The 20,364-nt window shown below is 69.1% G+C and carries 21 protein-coding genes and 1 pseudogene; 16 read left to right on the top strand and 6 right to left on the bottom strand.

What is annotated here, in order from left to right; all coding sequences use genetic code 11:
- Positions 1-223 precede the first annotated feature (223 nt).
- The 15 genes and pseudogenes from KIV56_RS11440 (at position 224) to KIV56_RS11375 (ending at position 13,994) form a co-directional block, all read left to right on the top strand.
- Positions 224-943 carry a histidine kinase dimerization/phospho-acceptor domain-containing protein gene (locus tag KIV56_RS11440; protein WP_281533554.1) on the top strand — a complete coding sequence of 240 codons (720 nt, stop codon included), beginning with the start codon at positions 224-226 and terminating at the stop codon, positions 941-943.
- A gap of 87 nt (positions 944-1,030) precedes the next feature.
- On the top strand, positions 1,031-1,216 hold the full coding sequence (locus KIV56_RS11435; protein ID WP_281533553.1) for a hypothetical protein: 186 nt from the start codon (positions 1,031-1,033) through the stop codon (positions 1,214-1,216).
- Between the two features lie 312 nt (positions 1,217-1,528).
- Positions 1,529-3,472 carry an Ig-like domain-containing protein gene (locus KIV56_RS11430; RefSeq protein WP_281533552.1) on the top strand — a complete coding sequence of 648 codons (1,944 nt, stop codon included), beginning with the start codon at positions 1,529-1,531 and terminating at the stop codon, positions 3,470-3,472.
- A complete protein-coding gene (locus KIV56_RS11425; RefSeq protein WP_281533551.1) occupies positions 3,469-3,897 on the top strand; it encodes a hypothetical protein in 429 nt (142 codons plus the stop codon). The genes KIV56_RS11430 and KIV56_RS11425 overlap by 4 nt, the downstream gene beginning before the upstream one ends.
- 682 nt (positions 3,898-4,579) lie before the next feature.
- A complete protein-coding gene (locus tag KIV56_RS11420) occupies positions 4,580-4,855 on the top strand; it encodes a hypothetical protein (RefSeq protein WP_281533550.1) in 276 nt (91 codons plus the stop codon).
- Entirely contained in the window at positions 4,849-6,324 is a 1,476-nt protein-coding gene (locus KIV56_RS11415) for an aldehyde dehydrogenase family protein (protein WP_281533549.1), read from the top strand. Before KIV56_RS11420 ends, KIV56_RS11415 begins: the two co-directional genes overlap by 7 nt.
- A 104-nt stretch (positions 6,325-6,428) precedes the next feature.
- On the top strand, positions 6,429-7,445 hold the full coding sequence (locus KIV56_RS19820; RefSeq protein WP_348648384.1) for an AMP-binding protein: 1,017 nt from the start codon (positions 6,429-6,431) through the stop codon (positions 7,443-7,445).
- Positions 7,378-8,109, top strand: a complete 732-nt coding sequence (locus tag KIV56_RS20435) for an AMP-binding protein (RefSeq protein WP_432432548.1) — start codon at positions 7,378-7,380, stop codon at positions 8,107-8,109. The genes KIV56_RS19820 and KIV56_RS20435 overlap by 68 nt, the downstream gene beginning before the upstream one ends.
- Before the next feature lie 31 nt (positions 8,110-8,140).
- The gene (locus KIV56_RS11405) at positions 8,141-9,244 is read left to right on the top strand and encodes a LolA family protein (RefSeq protein ID WP_281533548.1); all 1,104 of its coding nucleotides are present in this window, start codon (positions 8,141-8,143) and stop codon (positions 9,242-9,244) included.
- Positions 9,241-10,214 (top strand): annotated as a pseudogene (locus KIV56_RS11400) (ABC transporter ATP-binding protein). Before KIV56_RS11405 ends, KIV56_RS11400 begins: the two are co-directional and overlap by 4 nt.
- Positions 10,215-10,230: 16 nt before the next feature.
- Positions 10,231-11,136, top strand: a complete 906-nt coding sequence (locus KIV56_RS11395) for an ABC transporter permease (protein WP_281533547.1) — start codon at positions 10,231-10,233, stop codon at positions 11,134-11,136.
- Positions 11,133-11,792 carry a hypothetical protein gene (locus KIV56_RS11390; RefSeq protein WP_281533546.1) on the top strand — a complete coding sequence of 220 codons (660 nt, stop codon included), beginning with the start codon at positions 11,133-11,135 and terminating at the stop codon, positions 11,790-11,792. Before KIV56_RS11395 ends, KIV56_RS11390 begins: the two co-directional genes overlap by 4 nt.
- A gap of 4 nt (positions 11,793-11,796) precedes the next feature.
- Complete coding sequence (locus tag KIV56_RS11385; protein WP_281533545.1) at positions 11,797-12,237, top strand: DUF2269 family protein; 441 nt, start codon at positions 11,797-11,799, stop codon at positions 12,235-12,237.
- Positions 12,238-12,909: 672 nt separating this feature from the next.
- A complete protein-coding gene (locus tag KIV56_RS11380; RefSeq protein WP_281533544.1) occupies positions 12,910-13,728 on the top strand; it encodes an Ltp family lipoprotein in 819 nt (272 codons plus the stop codon).
- Positions 13,729-13,832: 104 nt separating this feature from the next.
- On the top strand, positions 13,833-13,994 hold the full coding sequence (locus KIV56_RS11375) for a hypothetical protein (protein ID WP_281533543.1): 162 nt from the start codon (positions 13,833-13,835) through the stop codon (positions 13,992-13,994).
- Positions 13,995-14,009: 15 nt separating this feature from the next.
- Here KIV56_RS11375 and KIV56_RS11370 read toward each other — a convergent pair whose 3' ends face one another.
- From KIV56_RS11370 to KIV56_RS11345, 6 genes are all read right to left on the bottom strand, one after another.
- Positions 14,010-15,152, bottom strand: a complete 1,143-nt coding sequence (locus KIV56_RS11370; RefSeq protein WP_281533542.1) for a hypothetical protein — start codon at positions 15,150-15,152, stop codon at positions 14,010-14,012.
- A gap of 14 nt (positions 15,153-15,166) precedes the next feature.
- Complete coding sequence (locus KIV56_RS11365) at positions 15,167-15,841, bottom strand: aminotransferase class V-fold PLP-dependent enzyme (RefSeq protein WP_281536135.1); 675 nt, start codon at positions 15,839-15,841, stop codon at positions 15,167-15,169.
- The gene (locus tag KIV56_RS11360) at positions 15,726-16,445 is read right to left on the bottom strand and encodes an aminotransferase class V-fold PLP-dependent enzyme (protein ID WP_281533541.1); all 720 of its coding nucleotides are present in this window, start codon (positions 16,443-16,445) and stop codon (positions 15,726-15,728) included. The genes KIV56_RS11365 and KIV56_RS11360 overlap by 116 nt, the downstream gene beginning before the upstream one ends.
- Before the next feature lie 115 nt (positions 16,446-16,560).
- Complete coding sequence (locus tag KIV56_RS11355; RefSeq protein WP_281533540.1) at positions 16,561-17,136, bottom strand: hypothetical protein; 576 nt, start codon at positions 17,134-17,136, stop codon at positions 16,561-16,563.
- 184 nt (positions 17,137-17,320) lie between these two features.
- A complete protein-coding gene (locus KIV56_RS11350; RefSeq protein WP_281533539.1) occupies positions 17,321-17,938 on the bottom strand; it encodes a gluconokinase in 618 nt (205 codons plus the stop codon).
- A 1-nt stretch (position 17,939) separates the two neighbouring features.
- Complete coding sequence (locus tag KIV56_RS11345) at positions 17,940-19,370, bottom strand: GntP family permease (protein ID WP_281533538.1); 1,431 nt, start codon at positions 19,368-19,370, stop codon at positions 17,940-17,942.
- A gap of 197 nt (positions 19,371-19,567) precedes the next feature.
- On the opposite strand from KIV56_RS11345, the gene KIV56_RS11340 reads away from it, so the two are divergent.
- Positions 19,568-20,302, top strand: coding sequence for a FadR/GntR family transcriptional regulator (locus tag KIV56_RS11340; RefSeq protein WP_281533537.1), 735 nt, complete (start codon positions 19,568-19,570; stop codon positions 20,300-20,302).
- Positions 20,303-20,364: the final 62 nt, after the last annotated feature.

The raw sequence follows: 20,364 nt of genomic DNA, 5'->3' as shown, positions 1-20,364 counted from the left end.
GCGTCACCAGGGACATCACGGGCAACCTCGGCGACGTGACCTGGATCTACGACGCCTCAGGGAGACTCGTTTCCGGTGTGCCGCCCGGCCCGACCGATGCCGCGGACCCGAATGCCGGGCGGGTACCGGGAACGCCCGAACTCGCGACGGAACTCGCCGCGTTGAGCTCCGTCAGCGAGCCGACCGAACGGGAGACCGGCGACTGGCGGCTCCGGGGGTTCCCGTGGTGCTCCCCGGCGAAACCGAGCAGGTCGCCGTCGCCGTCGTCGGAGTCTCGCTGGCTCCCTATCAGCGCACAGAAACCCGAACCCTGCTGGTCGGCATCGGTCTTGCCGTTCTCGTCGTGCTCGGGGTCAGCGGGATGGCGGCCTGGACCGTCCGCCGTGCGCTGCGGCCCGTTGAAGTCATGGCCCGGAGGGCATCCGAGTGGAGCGCGGCCGATCTCGACCGTCGGTTCGACCTCGGCGAGCCCCATGATGAACTCACTCGCCTCGGCCAGGTCCTCGACGGCCTCCTGGCCCGCGTCTCCCGCACGATCCTCGCGGAGCAGCGCCTGACGGCCGAACTCGCCCACGAACTGCGCACGCCCCTGACGGTGATCCGGGCCGAGGCCGAGCTCGCGGGGCTGGACCCTGCGCTCTCGCTGGCGCAGGCCGAACGGCTCGGCCGGATCACGGCATCCGTCGATGAGCTCACCGAGGTGATCGGCACCCTGCTCGCGGTATCGCGGGGCCAGGTGAACCGGGACGAGCGAGCGCCGGTCGGCGCTGTCCTGGACGCCGCCGTCGCCGCCGTGACCGGAGCGGCGGCGTCGGCCGACGGCGCGCCGGAGATCGTTGTCGCTGCATCGGCCGGCCTCGAGCCGGGGTGCCGCAGGCCGTCGCGCTGCGTGCCCTCGCGCCGCTGCTCGAGAACGCCGTGCGGTACGGCCGGACGCGGGTGACCGTCACGGCGGTGGCGCAGGGCGGTTCGATCCGCATCAGCGTGACCGACGACGGGCCGGGAATCGGCGACCTCGACCCGGAGCCTGTTGTTCACGCCCGGCTACCGGGCGGCAGAGAGCCCCGGCGCCGGCCTCGGCCTGGCGCTCGCCCGCCGGGTCGCGGTCGCGGCGGGCGGCACGGTGGAAGCCGTCCCCGGCGATCGTCACGGCCGGTTCGTGCTCGTCCTCCCCGGTGTTCCCGCAGAAGTGACGGGCCCCGCACCGCTCCGCTGACCTGCGTTCCGGTCGTCACGGAGCCCGGTTCGGGCCACATTTTGCCCCGGCACTTCACGCATGTTTCGCGCAGGTTTCGCGCAACGAGCCGGCAGGATGCGCCCCAGACGAGTCACGCAGTCCCGGACGAGCCAGCGAGAACAGCCCGTCGACCGGCATTTCCTGACGAGACCGGCGGAATCTTGCGCTGCCACCGTGCACCGTCGACGCCCTCGCTGCCCGTGGGGGCGCCGGTTGCGCGGGGATTCCGCAGCCCATACCTTTTCGGCAGACCTGCACAGAGAGGCAGGCACGCAACGTAGGAGATGCACTGTGCACAGCCCCCTGAACAACCGAAACCGCGGCGTGGCCCGCGGCGCCCTTTCGCGGCGCCTGCTCGCGCTCCTCGTGGCCCCCGGGGTCCTCGCGGCCGGCATCGTCGCCACGGCAGCCGCTCCCGCATCCGCTGCTCCCACGGCCCAGGTCCCCGTCGCCGGCACGACGGTACTCACCGAGTCGTTCTCCGGCTCGACGACGAGCGACGCCGCCTGGCGCGCCTTCGGCGGTTCGTGCCTCACCCATTCGACCGCGGTCTCCGCGGCCGACGGCACCGCGCTCGGCGGCTGCGCAACGCACCTCAACGCGCCCGACGCGACCGCAGACTCCGGCTACCTCCAGCTCACCGACAGCACGTACTGGGCGCGCGCCGGCGTCGTGAACAACACGACCCTCGCGTCGAAGAACGGCCTCGACGTCACGTTCGACCAGTACCAGTTCGGCAGCGGATACGGCGGTGACGGCCTGAGCTTCTTCCTCGCAAACGGTGCCGCCGACGTGACGACCATCGGCGGCCTGGGAAGCTCGCTCGGCTATGCGCAGAACAAGAACCAGCCGGCTGCCCCGAACGGTATCAACGGCGGGTACCTCGGTCTCGGACTCGATGCCTTCGGCGCCTTCACGACCGGCAACGACGGCCACGGTACGGGCTGTGCCGCCGCAGAACCCACGAATACCAAGGCGAACTCGATCGTGCTGCGCGGGCCGGGCCAGGCCAAGATCGGCTACTGCTTCCTCAGCAGTGTCAACCTCGACCCAACCACCCAATCCCTTCGCACGAAGACCTCGGTCTCGACGCCGACCGCCGCCATGGCCCGGCGCATCCGCGTCGTCGTATCTGCCGACGTCCGCCCGACCGTCACCGTCTACGCGGCCTTCCCCGCGAGCGGCCCACTCGCCCGGGTGCTGCAGTACACGATGACGGATGCCGCCCCGGCGACCTACAAGCTCGGTTTCGCGGCCGGCACCGGCTCCACGACCGACACCCACCTGATCAGTAACCTCACGGTCGCCACCGTCGTGCCGCTCGACACCACCGCCCCGGTCGTCACGATCACCGGCGGCGCAGCGGTCGTCACGAAGGCCACCGCCGCAACGATCTCCGGCAGCACCGATGAGGCAGCGGGCACCGCCGTCACAGTCACGATCGCCGGCCAAACCTTGAAGACCACCGTCGCCGCGGGCGGCACCTGGTCGGTCACCCCTGTCACCCTCGCCGAGGGCTCATACCCGGTCGTCGTGAGCATCACCGACACGGCCGGTAACACCGGCACCGCCACCCAGACCCTCACGGTCGACAAGACCGCCCCGGTCGTCACGATCACCGGCGGCTCCGGCACGGTCACGACCTCGAACGCCACCCCGGTCATCTCCGGGACGACGACCGAGTCCGCCGGATCGACAGTGACAGTCACCGTCTCGGGCCAGACCCTCACCACGAAGGTCCTCACCGGCGGCACCTGGTCGGTCACCCCGGCCACGCTCGCCGTCGGTTGCCGCACCGTGACCGCCTCGATCACGGACGCCGCCGGAAACACCGGAAAGGCCACCCAGACTCTGAAGACCACCGCACCGGTCGTGGTGCCCCCGGTCGTCGTGCAGCCCGTCGTCGTCCCGCCCGTCGTGCCGGCCGCGCTCTGGACCACGAACTACAACGCGCCGGTCATCCAGGGCACCACGGATGCCGCGGTCGGCACGCAGGTGCAGGTCACGATCTCCGGCCAGGTCTTCACGACGCAGGTGCTGTCCGGCGGGCTCTGGGGCGTGCGCCTGAACCAGCTCAACAACGGCACCTACACCGTCGTCGTCTCGGCCAGGAACGCGGCGGGCGCCACCGGGTCGGCCACGCAGCAGCTCATCATCGACACCAACGCCCTCGCCCCGGCCGCCTCGGCCGGGAGCGCCTGTGCCCCCTCTCGACCAACGGCGAGGTCACGGTGAACCTCGCCTCGACCTCGCTCACCGCGAGCGTGCACCAGTACGGCGTCTGGGCGATGGCTCCGGCCAAGTCCGCCGACTGCGCATACGCGGTCGTCCCCTCGGTCGCCGACCAGTCCGGCAACACCGGCACCTTCAGCCGCGTGCTCGTCGCGGGAGGCACGGCTCCCGCCGTCACGATCACCGGGGGCGCGACCGCGGTCGCAGACCCGGCCGCCCCGACCATCGCCGGCACCACGACGGCCCCCGCCGGCTCCAGCGTGCTGATCCGGATCGATGGCCAGATGCTGAGCACCCAGGTCACGAACGCCGGCACCTGGAGCGTGTACCGGAACTCCCTCAACCCCGGCAGCCACCAGCTCGTCGTCTCGGTCGCGACCGCGACCGGCAGCACCGGTTACGCCGCCCAGACCCTCACCGTGAAGTGAGACCGTGACCGGGTCGAGTCACTCGACCCGGTCACCCCCAGGGGAGCACCGTCATCGCCCGAGGGTGACGGTGCTCCCCGTACGGCTTTCACCGTCTGATCGGCACCTGACCCCACTGGCTTCCCTCGGATTTCCCTCTTTTTTCCCTCGGATTTGCGCCGGATCAGCGCAAGGTCACCCCATCCGGCGGACCCCGGCGCAGGAAGCCGTCGAGCGCCGCGCCAGCGCCTCCACAGTAAATGCCTGATCAAGTTTTGTTTTACTGGCATTTTCGAGCACGGAGGCACTCGCCTCGAAGGGCGGATGCCGTTGAGCGGCCGTGTCGGGCATCGGTTGCGAACCCTGGGCGTACGTCATACGTTTTTAGGAGATCAACGTGCGGTCAGGTGAGACGCAGACGCTGGTCAGCACCAGAAACGAACCGGTCTCCGGCCGCCCGAGGCCGCCAGGGTTCGATGCCCTCCGTGGTCCGGATCACTGATCGTCCCGAAAGCTCGGTGATCCGAACCCGCGGTCTTCTCCCGGTAACGCCCGCACGCCCGCGCGATCGCGCGGTGACTCCCGCGCACTGGGGTGGGGACCCGTCGAGGGCCGTGCGGTACTCTGCTGGTTCAGCAGGCGCGACCGCACCCGCGGTCCGGTTCCTGCTGGCAGAGCCATCGGCAGCAATCAAGGGAGATTGATGACCTCGACAGAACCGACAGCAGTCAACCCCGCCGCCGGACTCTCCGCTGCAGAAAGCGCGTCCCTCGACACGGTCGTCTCCGGTCTCGCCGCGGGTGAGACCCGGTGGGCGGCCATGAGTCTCGCGGCGCGCTCCGCGCTCCTCTCGTCCGTCGCCGCAGGCGTCGCGGCCCAGGCCGAACGCTGGGTGGGGGTCGCCGCCCAGGCCAAGGGGCTCGACCCCGGCTCCCCCTCGTTGGCGAGGAGTGGATCTCCGGCCCCTACGTCGTGCTGACGAACCTCGCGATCCTGCAGAACTCGATCACGGCCCTCGCCCGCGGCGAGAGCCCACTCCGGACCACCCGCTTCGGGCGCGCCCCCGGCGGGCGGATCACTGTCCCCGTGCTCCCGGGCACCCCCTACGAGGCGCTCCTGCTGCACGGGTTCTCCGCTGAGGCCTGGCTCCGGCCGGGCGTGACGGAGGAGGAGGCGCGGTCGCGCGCCGGGCTCGGCCAGCGGCATCCGTCGCGTACCGGGGGAGTCGGTCTCGTGCTGGGAGCCGGCAACATCACGTCGATTCCGCCGCTCGACGTGCTCTACGAACTGATCGCGCACAACCGGGTCTCGGTGCTCAAACTCAATCCCGTGCTCGATGCCCTGTCGCCCGTTTACACGGATGCCTTCGCCCCCCTCATCGAGGCGGGCCTGCTCTCCATCGTCTCCGGCGGCGCGGCGGTCGGAGGGTACCTCGCGCACCACGAGGGCGTGAGTCATGTGCACATCACTGGAAGTGCGGCGACCCACGACGTTGTCGTCTTCGGCCCGGGCGCCGAGGGACGCGCCCGCCACGCCGCGGGAACCCCGCTGCTGCAGAAGCCCATCACGAGCGAACTCGGCGGGGTCGCGCCGATCATCGTCCTCCCTGGGAAATGGAGTCGCCGGGACTTGATCTTCCAGGCCGAGCACGTGGCCACCCAGCGCCTGCACAACGGCGGCTACAACTGCATCGCCGGGCAGGTGGTCGTTCTCAGCCGCGACTGGCCGCAGAAGGCGGACTTCCTCGCGGCTCTCCGGGCGGCCCTGGCCGCAGCACCCGCACGGCCGCCGTGGTACCCGGGCAGCAACTCCCGGGTACGCGACGCGCTCGCCGCATACCCCTCGGCCGCCCGGCTCGGCCCGGACGGCGGTCGCCTCCTGATCGAGGCCGGAACGGAAGACCCCGCCGCGCTCACCGGCGTCGAGGCCTTCGCTCCCGTGCTCGGCGTCATCGAACTCGGAGGCACCGGACAGGCCTTCCTCGATGCCGCCGTCACCGCGGCCAACGAGGACTTCCTCGGCACCCTCGGCGCGAACATCCTCGGCACCCCTGCCACGATCCGCCGGCTCGGAACGGGGTTCACCGCGGCGCTCGAGCGCCTGCGCTACGGCACGATCGCCGTCAACGCCTGGACCGGCGTGGGGTTCCTCACCGCGGCAGCGCCGTGGGGGGCCTTCCCCGGCCACTCGCTCACCGACGTGCAAAGCGGTATCGGCGTCGTGCACAATGCGTTCCTGCTCGACGACACCGAGCGCACCATCGTCCGCGGGCCGTTCCGGCCCTTCCCGCGCTCGGCGTGGCACGGCGAATTCGCGCTCTTCCCGAAGCCGCCGTGGTTCGTCAGCGCGCGGAGCGCGGCGACGACCACCCGGCTCCTCACCGAATTCGTCAGCCGGCCGTCGTGGTGGAAGACACCGGCGATCTTTCTCGCGGCCTTCCGGGCGTGACCCGGCCATATGCCCTGGCGTCGATCGAGCCAGTCCATGCCGGCCCCGTTACCCACCTGCCCAGTGCCCTGCCCCGCTCGCACACCGTATCGAAGGAGATACCGATGATCATCGCCAGCACGCACCCCGATGTCGAGATTCCCGACCTGAGCGTCTACGACTACCTGTTCGGCTCGATCACGGAAGAGGACCGGGAGCACACCGCCATGATCGACGCGGCCACCGGCCTGTCGACGAGCTACCGCGAGCTCGTGGCCGGCATCGACGCCGTTGCCGGTGCCCTCTCCGCCCGGGGGATCGGCATCGGCGACGTCGTCGCAGTGCACGCCCCCAACTCGACCGCCTTCGCGATCATGTTCCACGGCATCCTCCGTGCCGGCGCGACCGCGACGACCATCAACTCGCTCTACGGGGCCGCCGAGATCGCCTCCCAGCTGCGCGACTCGCAGGCCCGGCTGCTCTTCACCGTCGCACCGTTCCTGCCCCAGGCGAGTGCGGCCGCCGAGCTCGCCGGCCTGGCAGCGGATGCCGTCGCCCTGCTCGACGGCGACGGCTCCCGACTGTCCCTCGCCGACCTCATCCTCGAGGGTCACCCCGCACCGGTCGTCGTCTTCGACCCGGCCACCCACGTCGCGGTGCTGCCCTATTCCTCCGGAACCACCGGCAGGCCGAAAGGGGTCATCCTCACCCACCGCAACCTCGTGGCCAACGTCGCCCAGGCAATGCCGGTGCTCGAGGGCACCGCAGACGACCGGGTTCTCGCCGTGCTGCCGTTCTTCCACATCTACGGGATGACCGTGCTGCTCAACATCGCCCTCGCGGCCAGGGCTACGGTCATCACGATGACCCGCTTCGACCTGCCGGAATTCCTCCGGCTGATCCAGGACTACCGGGCCACCTACGTCTTCATCGCGCCGCCGATCGCCGTGGCCCTCGCGAAGCATCCGCTCGTCGACGACTACGACCTGTCGAGCCTGCGCACCCTGTTCTCGGGTGCAGGCTCCGCTCGACGCCTCGCTCGCCCACGCCGTCGCCGACCGTCTCGGCTGCCAGGTGCGCCAGGGCTACGGCATGAGCGAGCTGAGCCCGATCTCGCACGCGATGCCCCGGGGCCGCGATGACATCCCGCACGGCGTCGTCGGCCTCGCCCTCCCGAACATCGAGTGCAAGCTCGTCGACCCGGAGACCGGCCGCGACATCGTCATTCCCGACGTCGGGGTGAGCGAGCCCGGCGAACTGCTCGTGCGGGGTCCGAACGTGATGCTCGGCTACCTCGGCAACGAGCAGGCGACCCGCGAGATCCTCGAGGCGGACGGCTTCCTGCACACCGGCGACGTGGCGACCGTCAGCGCGGAGGGCTACGTCACGATCATCGACCGCCTCAAGGAGCCTGATCAAGTACAAGGGCTACCAGGTCGCGCCCGCCGAACTCGAGGCACTGTTGCTCAGCCACCCGGCGATCGCCGACGCCGCGGTCGTCGGCGCACCGGATGCCGACGGCCAGGAGGTGCCGAAGGCTTTCGTCGTCGTGCTTCCCGGCCAGGTGCTCCTGCCGGGGGACGTGATGGCCTTCATCGCCGAGCGGGTGGCGCCGCACAAGAAGGTGCGGCAGGTGGCGTTCATCGACGTCATTCCCAAGTCCACCTCCGGCAAGATCCTGCGCAAGGACCTGCGCGCGCTCGCCCCCACGCCGTGAGCGTGTGCGGCGTGCTGGGAGTTCGCCCAGCACGCCGGGATTGCCCGCCGGCGGCCGTGCGCAGGCCCCCGGTCGGACGTAGGATCTGACTATGAATCGCGACACTCTGGGGTCGTTCTCATGACTCCCCGAACCTTCACGAAGTGGCTTCCGGCCATCGTCATCCCCGCCGTCATCGCCGTCGGCGCGCTCGCCGTGCCCCTCACGGCGGGGGCGGCCGTCGACCTTCCGGACAAGACGCCAGAGCAGGTGCTCGCCCTCGTCGGCACGAGCACCGTCGACGCGCTCTCCGGAACCATCGAGCAGACCTCGGAGCTCGGCCTGCCTGAGCTCCCGACGACCGGGCCGGGCGCGAGCGCGAACACCGGCGCCGCCTCCGCCCTCGAACTCCTGACCGGGTCGCACACCGGGAGGGTCTACCTGAACGGGCCGGACAACATCCGCCTGCAGGTGCTCGACAACCTCGCCGAACGCGACCTCGTCCGCAACGGCAGTGATGTCTGGCTCTACAACTCGAAGGACAACTCCGCGGCGCACGTGACCCTGCCGGCGAAGGACGCCGCGGGCGAGGACTCGGCCCGCAAGGGCGGCATGGCCACGCCAGAGCAGCTCGCCGCGAAGTTCCTCTCCGCCGTCGGTCCGAGCACGACGGTCTCCGTCGGCACGGACGGCAGCGTCGCCGGGCGCAGCGTCTACGACCTCGTGCTCACCCCGAAGACAACTGGGACCCTCGTCGGAACCGTATCGATCTCGGTCGATTCCCAGACCGGGCTGCCGCTCGCCGTCGAGGTCACCGCCCGTGGGCAGGAGAAGCCGGCGTTCCGGCTCGCCTTCACCGAGCTCAGCCTGGGTGCACCGGATGCCTCCCTCTTCACGTTCTCCCCGCCCGCCGGTGCGAGCGTGACCGAGCAGGCCCTTCCGGACGCCGCGGCCCTCGGCCAGAAGAATGCCGCCGACCACGCGACCATGAAGGCCGATGCGGAGAAGTTCTTCGCCGGCGTAACGATCTCCGGGACCGGCTGGGACGCCGTCGTGGAGCTCCCGGCCGGCTCCGTGCCCGCCGAACTGTCCTCCTCGCCGCTGCTCGGCGAGCTCACGACCGCAGTCTCCGGCGGGCGCGTGATCTCGACCGCCCTCGTGAGCGTGCTGCTCACCGACGACGGGCGGGTCTTCGCCGGCTCCGTTCCGAGTGAGCGGCTCCAGGCCGCCGCCGTGGGAGGGTGAGCCCCGCCATCGCATCCGTCGAACTGGCCATCGAAACCCACGGTCTCACCAAACAGTTCGGCCGCCAGGCCGCCGTCGCCGGCATCGACCTCGCCGTGCCCACCGGCTCCGTTTTCGGCTTCCTCGGGCCCAACGGGTCTGGGAAGACGACGACCATCCGGATGCTGCTCGGCCTCGCGAGCGCGACGAGCGGAGACATCAGCCTTCTCGGCCGCTCGATGCCCGGGTCGCTGCGCGCGGTGCTCCCGCGCGTGGGCGCCCTTGTCGAGGGCCCCGCGTTCTACCCGTTCCTCTCCGGGACCGCCAACCTGCGGCGACTCGACACCGCGGACCCCGGCGCCCCGTCGGCCAGCAGGGGCGCACGGGTGCAGCAGGCCCTCGAGCGCGTGGGCCTGACCCATGCGGCGGGCAAGAAGGTGCACGCATACTCGCTCGGTATGAAGCAGCGGCTCGGCATCGCCAACGCGCTCCTGATGCCTCGCGAGCCTGCTCGTGCTCGACGAACCCACCAACGGCCTCGACCCCCAGGGCACCCGCGAGGTGCGCAGTCTTGTGCGCTCGCTCGCCGCTGAGGGCACGACCGTGTTCGTGTCCAGCCATCTGCTCGCCGAGGTCGAGCAGATGTGCAGCCACGTCGCGGTGATGCGCGCCGGCACCCTTGTGGCCCAGGGCACCCTCGACGAGCCTGCGCGGCGCCGGCGAGGCGCACGCGCGCCTCGACACTCCGGACACCGCGGCGGCCAGGCAGGTTCTCGAACGGCTGGGGCTCACTCCCGTGACCGTGGTATCGGCCGCGGGAGCACCCGGCCACCTGAGCGCCGCACTGACCGGCGCCGCACCGGAGCCGGAAGTCATCGTCGCGGCGCTCGTCACCGCCGGGGTTCGCGTGCGCGGCTTCACCGTCGCGGCTGCGACCCTCGAAGAACGTTTCGTGGCACTCACCGGGGAGGGTTTCGATGTCGCCCAGTGATCCCAGGGAACCGGTCGTGACCGGGACCGGCCCGACCGGGCACGCACCGAGGGAGCCGGACCAGACCGGGCCCGCCGCTACCGCCGTCTCGAGGCCGCGCGGGGCATCCGCAGCCGCCCTCCTCGGCTCCGAACTCACCGTGCTCTTCCGTCGCCGCCGCACCTGGGCGATGCTCGCGGCGCTCGCCGCGATCCCGGTGCTCATCGCCATCGCCGTCCGGTTGACCAGCAGCCCCGTCACGCCGGGACGCGGCCCGGCCTTCCTCGACCGGATCACCCAGAACGGCCTCTTCGTCGCGATCACCGCCCTGATCGTGTCGATTCCGCTGTTCCTGCCGCTGACCGTCGGGGTCGTCGCCGGAGACACCGTCGCGGGCGAGGCCAACCTCGGCACACTGCGCTACCTGCTCGTCGCCCCGGCAGGGCGGGTGCGCCTGCTGCTGGTCAAGTACGCGGGAGCCGCGGCCTTCTGCGTCGCAGCGACCCTGACCGTCGCGGTCTCCGGCGCCCTGATCGGCGCCGCCCTGTTCCCGGTCGGCCCGGTCACCCTGCTCTCCGGCGACACCATCGGGGTCGGCGAGTCCGTGCTGCGCTCGCTGCTCATCGCGGCGTACGTCACGGTGTCCCTGCTCGGGCTTTCGGCGATCGGGCTGTTCATCTCGACCCTGACCGAGGTGCCCGTCGGCGCGATGGCTGCGACGATCGTGCTCTCGGTGACCGCCCAGGTGCTCGACGCACTCCCGCAACTGGACTGGCTGCATCCGTGGCTCTTCAGCCACTACTGGCTCGACTTCGCCGACCTGCTGCGCCAGCCGATCGACTGGACGTCGTTCGGGGCAAACGCGCTCCTGCAGGGCGGCTACATCCTCGTGTTCGGGGCACTCGCCTACGGCCGATTCGTGACCAAGGACATCCTCTCGTGACCCACTCGTATCCCCTGTACGTGCCCGTGCTCGCCCAGTGCTTCTGCTGCCGGTCCCTGCAGCCGTTCACCTTCGGTTCGGCGAGCGACCAGGTGGTCTGCGGACTGTGCCTGCACCACCTCGGTGCGGAGAAGGCCGAGCGACGCGACGCGGAGCACGTCGAGCTCTGGCTCGGCCAGTTCGCCGAGCAGCAGGACAAGCACCGGCGCTTCGCCGAGAAGGCGCAGGCGAGCGACACCGAGAAGGACGCCGCCGTCGCCCGGCTGACCGGCCAGGTCGACGACCTCCGCCGCCTCGCGGCCCGAGACTTCGAGCACGCGCCCGGCACGGAACTCCGCGGCATCCTCGAGACCGACCTCGTCAAGCGCGCCGAGAGGAAGGCCGAGCTCGCCCAGCACCAGATCGACTGGGCGATGGCCGTGCTCTGGCGCCTCGGCACGCTGCACCACGCAGACGGGACGACGCCGCGGCTCTGCTCCTGCGGGCGTCAGGTCACGGCGTGCGCCGAGCCTGCGCGCACTCGAGCCGCAGCACCAGGCCGTGCAGGACTGGCAGACGAAGAACCTGCGGATGCTGCACGCCGGAAAGCGCCACGGCCTGCCCGCAGACCACCCCGGTGTCGTGCACCCGGCCTGACCCGAACGGCTCTAGCCTGAAGGCATGCATATTCTGATCAACATCCTGCACATCGTCGCCGCCGTCTTCATCGTCGGGCCGATGGCCATCCTCCCGATGACCGCCATGCGCTCCATCCGGGCCGGGCAGGCGGGTCCCGTCGCGACCCTCGCGAAGTCGGTGAACATCTTCACCCTGCTCTCGATCGTGGTGGCGTTCTTCGGGTTCGGGGCGCTCGGCCTCAAGGAGGCCGACGACGCCTGGACCTTCGGATCGACCTGGGTGTGGCTCTCGCTCGTGCTCTACGTGATCGCGCTCGCGATCAACCTCTTCCTCGTCGTGCCGGCGCTCAAGGCCGCCGCAGAGTCCCTCGCGACGGATGCAGCCGGCGCCAAGGCCGCCGGCTACCCGCGGATCGCCGCCGGCTCCGGTGTCGCGAGCCTGATGCTCGTCGCGGTCGTCGTGCTGATGGTCTGGAAGCCCTGACCCCGGCATCCGCAGTCTGAATTACGGAAAAAGCACCCTCCCGCGCGCGGCCACCTCGGTAAGAGTTCACGGCTCAACTCGTCGACGTGTTTGATCAAGGACCGTTCTTCGACCTGTGAATTCGTGGATGTGCCAGCTCACCGTCTGAACCACCCGCGCGCTTTCACCGGACGCTAATTTCTCTACGTCCCGTGGGCTGCGGCAGAGCTGATCGTCAGACGCAGCGCCCAGCAGCACTACGCAGTCGTCGCAGCCTTGGCTCTCAAAGCGCAAGCTGACGCCAAAAGACACAGGAGCGACAGCCTCCGGTCGTGGGCGGCGCTGCAGTCAACAACAGAAGCCAGGCAGTACGGGACCTAGTCAGAGACTGCCGCCATCACTCCGGCCTAGGAGAACATCACCCTGAAAGAGGAGCCTGGACGTGGCCCGAAGCAGGCTCTTGACCGCGAAAGGCGTGGCACGGGAGGCGATCGAACTCGTGAGGCGTGCGGTGGGCGGGAAGCTGGTTCGACAGACGGTGAAGGGGCAAGAGGCTCAGTCGGCGGCATCTGACTTGGATGCGCACGTACGCATGGTCTCTTCCCGTTAGGCTGACGATAAACCGGGGGGTGCTGCCGCGTGTCTGACCTTTAGACGGGCGTCAGCATGGCGCCGCATCTTGAGGGGAAATCGATGTCCAGTCCATACAACAACCCGGGGTCAATAGCGCCGCAGCAGCTGCCCACGAACGCAGGGGGTGGGCTGGCCGTCGCCGCCCTCATTGTTGGAATCGTAGGATTCCTCATTGGGCTTCTCCCATTCCTCGGCGCTGTTGTTGGGGCGATCGCCGTCGTGCTCGGTGCCCTGGCACTCAGCAAGCATCAGGCAAAGGGAAAGGCCCTGACCGGTCTCATTCTTGGCAGTGTCGCAGCCTTGACTTCCATACTCATGACGTTCGCGTTCCTTGGGTCCGTACAGCACGCTTCATCTGTCAGCCCGGCGACGCCTGTCGCCGCGGCGGCGAGCCCGACGGGGCCCTCGGACGCTGATGTGGCGGCTGCCGCGGCACAAGCCGCGGACAAGGCCGCAAAAGCGGCTACGGACGCAGCAGCAAAAGCGGTGTCAGATGCCGCCGCAAAGGCAGCTACGGACGCGGCTGCAAAAGCAGCCTCAGACGCTGCCGCGGCAGCCGCGGCAGCCGCGGCAGTCCCCGCAGAGTACAAATCGGCCCTTAACCAGGCGGACACCTACGCGAACAAGATGCACCTCAGCAAGGCTGGCGTCTATGACCAGCTCACGTCTGAGTACGGCGGCAAGTTTAGTGCGGCCGCCGGCCAGTACGCCATAGACAACGTGCAGACCGACTGGAATGCCAACGCCGTAGCGAGTGGAAAGACCTACCAAGAGATGTCCTTGTCGCCGAGCGCGATCCGGGATCAGCTGGCCAGCGAGTTCGGCGGAAAGTTCACCGCCGCGGAAGCTGACTACGCAGTCCTTCATCTCAACGACTGAGCACGACCAAGAACGCAAAGGTGGGGAGCTCATTCGATCTGAGCTCCCCCCACCTTGCATTCTGGGATCGCCAGTACGGCGGTCAGAATTCAGTGCGATCACGGATGGCCAGGGTCGTCATCGTCCGCCACGGAACCGTCCTCGCACGCCGCCCACTCGACTGCATTAACGCCAAGGCCGCCGGCTACCCGCGGATCGCCGCCGGCTCCGGTGTCGCGAGCCTGATGCTCGTCGCGGTCGTCGTGCTGATGGTCTGGAAGCCCTGACCCCGGCATCCGCTCTCAACACCCGTGAAGTGTCGCATATCGATGTTCGCGATGCGATTTAACGTCGATATGCGACACCTCAGCGCACGAACGGGCTAGCCCAGGTCGCCGACCGAGACGAGGCCGTCGTGGCGACGGCCGTCGAAGATGATCGTCGGGATCTTCACGGTGTGAATGCTCTCCTCGACTGTCTTCTTGTTGGCTGCGATGATCTGCGTGACCTGGTCGGATGCCGCTACCTGGTCCACGTGGTCGACCTGCGCCTGGCTGAGCCCGAATTCGAGCTCCCAGCCCTGCAGCAGCGCGCTCGCGTCCGCGGAGTCCATGCTGTTGATCGAGACCTGCCAGGACACGCCGGCGTCGTTCTTCTCTGTGTAGATGCGCTTCAGGATCGCCCAGTCGACCGGAGTGGTCGCGCCCTCGAGCGGGTTGAGGCGCAGGGCCTCGAGCCTGCTCGGTGACGAGGAGGGAATTCTTGAACTTGTAGCCGGTCGCCGACTGGATCGGGTATGAGATGTAGCTGAGGTTCTGCTTCTCGCCGAAGCCCGCCTTCTCGATGTTGTTGAAGAGCTGCAGGCAGTAGGTGCAGCCGGGGTCGATGACCTCGAGCGCGGTCTTCTTGCTCGCGTCATAGGGGTTCAGGTAGGTCGCGTCCGCGGGCAGGTACGCCGTGGCATCCCAGTTCTGCATCCGGCTCGGGATGGCGGAGAAGGTCTCGCCGAGGCTCGCAAACTCATTGCCGAAGGCGCCGACAACGTCCCACGCGGCGAGGGAATCGCCGAAGCCCGGAGTCTGGTCCGGAATGGAACATGCCTCGGCGCCGAGGCTGCAGGACGCCGAGTCCTGCTTGTTGCAGGTTCCGTAGACGTAGAGGTTGACGCCGCTCTTGACGACCTCGTACCCGCTCCAGATGGTCGTCAGGATGATCAGGACCGCGACGACCTCGAGGCCGATGCTCGCCGGCTTGACCAGGCCGGGCCTGCGCGCGGCGATCGGGGCGAGCATGTGGTCCTTCATGTCCTGCTTGAAGGTGGTGTCGCAGGGGCGGAAGGTGATTCGCCGGAACGTACAGTTCCACGCCTTCGCAAGGTACTTGCGATATCGGGCCGAGATGGCCGCCATGAACAGGAGAACGATGAATGCTGCGATGCAGAACACTTAGGAAAGGCCTTTCAGGAGGCGGGCGAGGGCGTCGTGCGCCCGGTCGATGTCCGCCGAAGTGGAGTGGAGTCCGAGGGAGAAGCGCAGGAGCGGGGGAGCCCCAGCCGTTCCTTGAGCTCGTGGTGGGCGCAGAAATGGCCGCTGCGCACCATGATCTGCTGCTGGGAGAGGAAGACCGCGAGCCGGTGCGAATCCTGCTTCGGGGCGTAGACGCTGATCACCGGGCTCGCGGCGTGGTTGAGCACGACGAGGCCGGGGATGGCGCTGAGACCGTCGAACAGCCGGCCGGAGAGGCTCTCGATGTGTTCGCGCGGTGCCAGGCCGCCTGGACGGACGTGCCCGAGCCAGTCGAGCGCGCGGCCGAGCGCGATGATCTCGCCCCAGGCCTGCAGGCCCGGTTCGAGGAGTGCGCCGGGGTCATCCGTGACGAGGTCGAAGGAGTCTTCGCGGACATCCGTCACCATGCCGCCGCCGACGAAACCGATCTCGAGGGAGCGCAGCAGATCGATCCGGGTCACGATGACCCCGAGGCTGGCCCCGTACATCTTGTGCGCCGAGAAGCAGATGGCGTCAGCGTCGGTGCCCCGGAGCAGCGCGTGCTCGTGGGCCATGGCCTGGGCGGCGTCGAGGATGACGATGCCGCCGCGGGCGTGGGCGTCCCGGACGAGGTCCGCGAGGTTCGCCAGGGTGCTGCCGTCGATGTTCGAGGCGGCGTTCACGACGACGACGGCGCGTTCGAGCCTGCGCCGGGTCGTAGACGAGGGCGCCATCGGGGGCACGGTCGAGCACGAGCCTCGGCAGGCCGAGCCGTTTGGCCGCGGTCATCGTGGGCAGGAAGACCGAGTTGTGTTCTGCGTGGCTCGTCACGACCCGGCCGAAGCGACCCTGGGGAGGCTGCTGCAGCAGCAGGTTGATTCCGTAGGTCGTGTTGAGTGTGAACGAGACCGCGTGGCTGCGCGCGGAGAGGCCGAGCCGGTCGAGGACCGCGGCCCGTGTCGCAGCGACCTCCTCGTCGACCCGCTTGCCCCAGGCGTACTTGACCCGGCCGCCGCAGGCGTTGTAGCTCGTGTAGTACTCGTTCACGGCGTCGATCACCGGCTGCGGGCGCAAGCTCTGGCAGGCGGCGTCGAGGTAGACCTCTCGGGGCTCGAGGTAGTCGAAGTCTGCGAGGCGGTTCGTCGCGTCGACGGGAGCCGCCGCCTCACGGGCCGCGCCCCGGCCGAACAGTCCGGCGCGTTTCACGACGCCGTCCCCATCCGGTCCAGGAGCGTCGGGCAGGAAGATGTGCACATGTTCAGCAGTCCATTCAGGTCATAGGGTCGAAATCCGCGGGTGCCGGTGAAAACGGCAGGGGAGCGCATCCGTTCGGCGGGAGGGCCGGAGAAGCGCGGGAGCGGGATTCGGCCTAAATGCGGCTGACGGAAAGCAGCGTGAGGCTCGGGCGGTGCAGGTGCAGCGCGATGGTGCGGAAGGAGCCGACCACGAAACCGCCGACGGCGAACAGGAGTCCGAGGGCGGACGGGCCGCCCGCGATCAGCAGGAGGCTGCCGAGGACGAGGAGGAAAGAGCAGGACATCGCGGCCATCGCGCCGCCGCCGAGGGAGTTGCCCTCGAAGCACAGCACGCGCTGACCGACGGATGCCGCGATCGTGCGGGCCATGCCGGTGGCCGCGGCCGTTGCGGTCACGGCGACGGAGGCGGAAAGCGCCACGGCTTGCGCGACGGTGCCGGAGAGGACCATGCCGGCGGGGCCGGTGGAAGCTGACGCGGTTGTAGAAGCGGACATCGTCATCGGGCTGATCGCCGCTGGGACGTTCACGTCCTGGCCATCGGCGCCGGCATGGGCGAAGAGCACGCAGGCGAGAACAGCGATGAGGGCGAGGGCCGCGAGGAGCGCGGTGCGGAGATTGCCAGTACGGAGACCAGCGGTGCGGAGACCAGGGTGCGGGTGCAACGAGGCGGAGAAGCCTGCCAGCCTCATCTCGTCTCCCACTGCCGGCATCCGGTCGAAGCGGATGCGATGAATCGCTCCGTCCGAAGCGACACACGCATACCGTACCGGAATCCGGGGTGAATAACCTGACAAACGTGGCCCGCACGCACGAACGACCCCCGCTGAGCGGGGGTCGTTCGCGTGGAGACGTCGCGCGTTCGGCGCAAGCCCGTTAGGGCCTGGCCTTCTGGGCCACCGCGGCGACCGGGTGCACGGACGACTGTCCTGGGGCGGGAGCTCCGAGGCTCGACGATCCGGGACGCGGGGTCAGGCCGAGGCGTCGCACGATCTCCGCGGCTTCCGCGGCGGGCGCACGTCCCGCGTCGATCGTGATGGCGCGTTCGTCGGCGCCGGGCGCCTCGAGGGTCGCGACCTGGGAGTCGAGCAGCGAGACCGGCATGTAGTGGTCCTGCCGGGTGGCGAGGCGGCGCAGGATCAGGTCCGTCGGCAGGGTCAGGTGCACGAAGATCACGTTGTGCTCGCGGAGCACGTCGCGGTACTTGCGCTTGAGTGCGGAGCACGTGATGATCCCGGGCACGCCGGCCATGGTGTGCTCGATGATCCAGGAGGAGATCGTCTCGAGCCAGGGTGCACGGTCGTCGTCGTCGAGCGGATGCCCGGCCGACATCTTGTCGATGTTCTCCTGCGGGTGCAGGTCGTCACCCTCCTCCAGGTCCCAGCCGAGCTGGCCGGCGAGGAGGCCGGCGACGGTGGACTTGCCGGAGCCGGAGACGCCCATGATGACGAGAACGGGCTGCTGGTTCTCGAAGAGCTGTTCGGTGTCGGTCATGCTAGATCACGATATTCAGCAGGAGTACGCCGGCGAGGCCCGTGACGGAGATGAGGCACTCCATGATGGTCCAGGTTTTCAGGGTCTGCCCGACGGTGGTGCCGAGGTATTCCTTCACGAGCCAGAAGCCCGCGTCGTTGACGTGCGAGAGGAACAGCGAACCGGCGCCGATGGCGAGAACCATGAGCGAGACATCCGTCGCGCCGAGCGTTGCGGCGACCGGGGCGAGGATGCCGGCTGCTGTCACGGTTGCGACCGTTGCCGAACCCGTCGCGACGCGGATGAGTGCGGCGACGAACCAGGCCAGGAGCAGGATCGAGACGCTGCTGCCCGCGACGGCGTTCGCGATGACGGTTCCGATCCCGGTGTCGATCAGGACCTGCTTGAAACCGCCGCCCGCGCCGACGATGAGCAGGATGCCGGCGATCGGGGGCAGGGAGTTCGAGAGCGATGTGGAGACTGCCGCACGGGTCATGCCGCCGCCACGGGCGAAGAAGATCATGGCGTAGATCACGGCGAGGCCGAGGGCGATCATGGGGGTGCCGAGGAAGTCGAGCGCGGCGTTCAGCGGCGCGGTCGACCCCGGCGCGAGGGCATCGGCGATCGAGCGGGCGAGCATCAGCACGACGGGCAGCAGGATGCCGCACAGGGTCACGAAGAAGCTCGGGCGCTTGGTGTGGGTCACTTCACCGGTGTCGGCTGTGGTGAGGAACAGTGCGGGTACGGGCACGTCGACCCAGCGGGCCGCGAACTTGCTGAAGACCGGGCCGGCGATGATGACGGTCGGGATGGCGATGAGCACGCCGATCGCGAGGGTCAGGCCGAGGTTGGCGCCCAGAGTCGTCACGGCGACGAGGGGTCCGGGGTGCGGCGGCACGAGGCCGTGCATGACCGAAAGGCCGGCGAGGGCCGGGATCGCGATCCGGATCAGGGAGAGTCCGCTGCGGCGGGCGACGAGGATGATCACGGGGATCAGGAGCACGAGGCCGACCTCGAAGAACATCGGCAGGCCGATCAGGCCGCCGATGAGCGCCATCACCCAGGGCAGGGTGCGGGTCGTCGACCGGCTCACGAGGGAGTCGACGATCCGGTCGGCTCCGCCGGAGTCGGCGAGCAGCTTTCCGAACATGGCGCCGAAGCCGACGAGGATGCCGACGCTCGCCATCGTCGCGCCGAAGCCGGTGCTGAAGCTCGTCACGGCCGCGCTCGGGGCGAGTCCCGCGCCGACGCCGACGCCGACGGCGCCGATCGCGAGGGCGAGGAACGGGTGCACGCGCAGCCAGGTGATGAGGGTGATGATGACGGCGATGCCGACGACGGCCGCGATGATCAGCTGGGCGTCGCTGCTGGCCGGCTTGATCGGGTCGGCTGCGTGCACGACCAACTGGGCCGCCGACTGGGTGGCCGTCTGAACCGCAAGGGCGAGATTCATCTCAGATTCCATTCCGAGGCCGCGTCCCTGCGACCCCATCGTCAAAAAATTAGCAATAGTCTGATAAATCAGATAATTGAGTGTCGCACAAGATGTGCGAGGGCGCCACCCCCGAATCGCGGCAGTGCCTGCGGGGTGGGTACGATCTCGGTGGGGGCTTCGAGGCCCCACGGCTTCGCCTAGGGAAAGAAGTGCAGATGCAGAGCGGCACCGTCACGGATTCCCTGCGCGTGGGCGGCCTGCACGCGCGGGTGGTCAATGCCGTCGGCCAGTCGATCGTCGATGCGCGCTACGCACCCGGCGACATTCTGAACCTCGACGAGCTCAGCGCGACCTTTGCCGTCTCCCGGTCGGTGCTGCGGGAGGCGATGCGCGTGCTGCAGTCGCTGGGAATGATCGAGCCGCGGCAGCGGGTCGGAACCCAGGTGCTGCCCCGCACCTCCTGGGAACTGATGAATCCGCAGATCATCGTCTGGCGCGGCCGTGGACCCGAATACTTCACCCAGATGCGCGAGATGCTCGAAATGCGCCTCGGGATCGAGCCCGTCGCCGCCCGACTGAGCGCGCAAGCCATGACGGACGAGCAACTCGCGGCGGTCTCGGCTGCCGCGGACGCGATGGTCGTCGCCGACCGTGACGGCGACGGTCGCGGCTTCCTCGAGGCCGACGTCGACTTCCACGCCCAGATCCTGCGCGGCTCCGGGAATGCCGTGATGGGTCACTTCGCGAGCACCGTTGAGGCACTGCTCCGTACCCGCGAAGAGGAGAAGCGGTTCACGATCACCTCGTACACGCCACCCTCGGCACATCGCCATCACGAGCTCGCGCACGCGCTCGCCGTGCGCGACGGGGAGGCTGCCTATCGGTGGTCGTTCGCCACGATCGAGGCGACCCTCGCCGAGTTCATGGCGGAGTCTCCCCGTCAGGCCTGACGCGGCATACCCCTTCCCGCGGGTCACGGACGCTTCTGATCCTGTGGATTCTCCTCACCAGG

Source organism: Cryobacterium breve (assembly GCF_027594785.1).
GTDB classification, from domain to species: Bacteria; Actinomycetota; Actinomycetes; order Actinomycetales; family Microbacteriaceae; genus Cryobacterium; species Cryobacterium breve_A.
This window is presented reverse-complemented; position numbering and strand designations above follow the sequence as displayed.